The organism is Blautia sp. AF19-10LB (assembly GCF_003461245.1).
Classification (GTDB): domain Bacteria; phylum Bacillota; class Clostridia; order Lachnospirales; family Lachnospiraceae; genus Blautia_A; species Blautia_A intestinihominis.
Window position 1 is genome coordinate 1 of sequence record NZ_QTWS01000090.1, and the last position, 1088, is coordinate 1088.

General features: G+C 30.4%; 1 protein-coding gene and 1 pseudogene. Both read right to left on the reverse strand.

Going from position 1 to position 1088, the window contains the following annotated elements; translation table 11 throughout:
• Positions 1-19 precede the first annotated feature (19 nt).
• Entirely contained in the window at positions 20-574 is a 555-nt protein-coding gene (locus DWX28_RS19185) for an RNA polymerase sigma factor (RefSeq protein ID WP_118254791.1), read from the reverse strand.
• Between the two features lie 420 nt (positions 575-994).
• Positions 995-1088: pseudogene (locus tag DWX28_RS20880) on the reverse strand (transposase); the annotation flags it as partial.

Below are 1088 nucleotides of genomic sequence, written 5' to 3' on the forward strand. Positions count from 1 at the left end.
AAAAAATTGTTTTCTTTTTTCATATGATTTCTTTCACCTCTTCCCATAATTTGTTTCTGCTTCGAAAAAGACTGGATTTAATTTTAGTCTCAGAGCATCCATGTCTTTTTGCAATGTCTTTAATATTATCCATATACCAATATCGCCTGACAAAAATATCCCTGTCCCCTGCTTTTAAATCACTCAAAAATTTTTCTAAAATATTCAAAATTTCCTTTTTCTTTATATCCTCTTCCACATAATCCTTTATTGTATTTTCCAGTTTTTCCACTTCACCACAAATATCCATCATGTGTGTATCTGCTCTTTTTGAAGCATTTTTCTTTCTGAAATTGTCCAATGCCAAATTTCTGGTTATTTTTCCAAGAAATGCAGATAACTTTGTTGGCGTTTTGGGCGGAATCTTATTCCACGTTATCAGCCACGTATCATTTACGCATTCTTCTGAATCTTCTGTGTTATATAAAATATTCCATGCAATCTTAAAGCAAAATTTTTCGTACTTTACTTCTATCTGGCGAATTGCATCTTCTGATCTTTCTAAAAATAAATTTATAATATGTGTATCTTCCATATCACATTTCTCCCCTGTATATTAGTGTTTTTATGCGGATAGGTTATTTGCAGTGTGCCATATTAATGTTTTCTATTATATAGAACGTATTTTTTTCTGTTTGGTTGCACTTTTTTTATAAATTTTTTTGTTACCATAATTCCATTATCACTATAACATATTATCTAATCATTCTTCTCTCCCTGGTCAACTATTAATATCGTAATCTACTTCTGCAAATAAAGCTACATGCAAAAAATGAAAAAAGGGAGCTGTCGGTAAATAACGTTTTTTAGAGCTGACAGCACCAAACAAAAATATCCTGACAGTTACAGAGCTTTCTGGCTCTGCAACTTGTTCAGGATATTTTTATTTTGATAAATACTTTTTGTTTTTGGCCGCAAAAAATCCTTGTTTGGATTTTTTCAGCTGCATTTTTTTCTAGGCAGTTTTTCCTTCAAATTTTCTCAGTTTTTGTATAAAAAACGATGATATTTATTTATATTTCTTCCAATAGCATACAGCATGAATTCTT

Bases quoted from the DNA above. Each gene is read 5' to 3' on its own strand.
- DWX28_RS19185 (WP_118254791.1), bottom strand. From the start codon at position 574: ATGGAAGATACACATATTATAAATTTATTTTTAGAAAGATCAGAAGAT.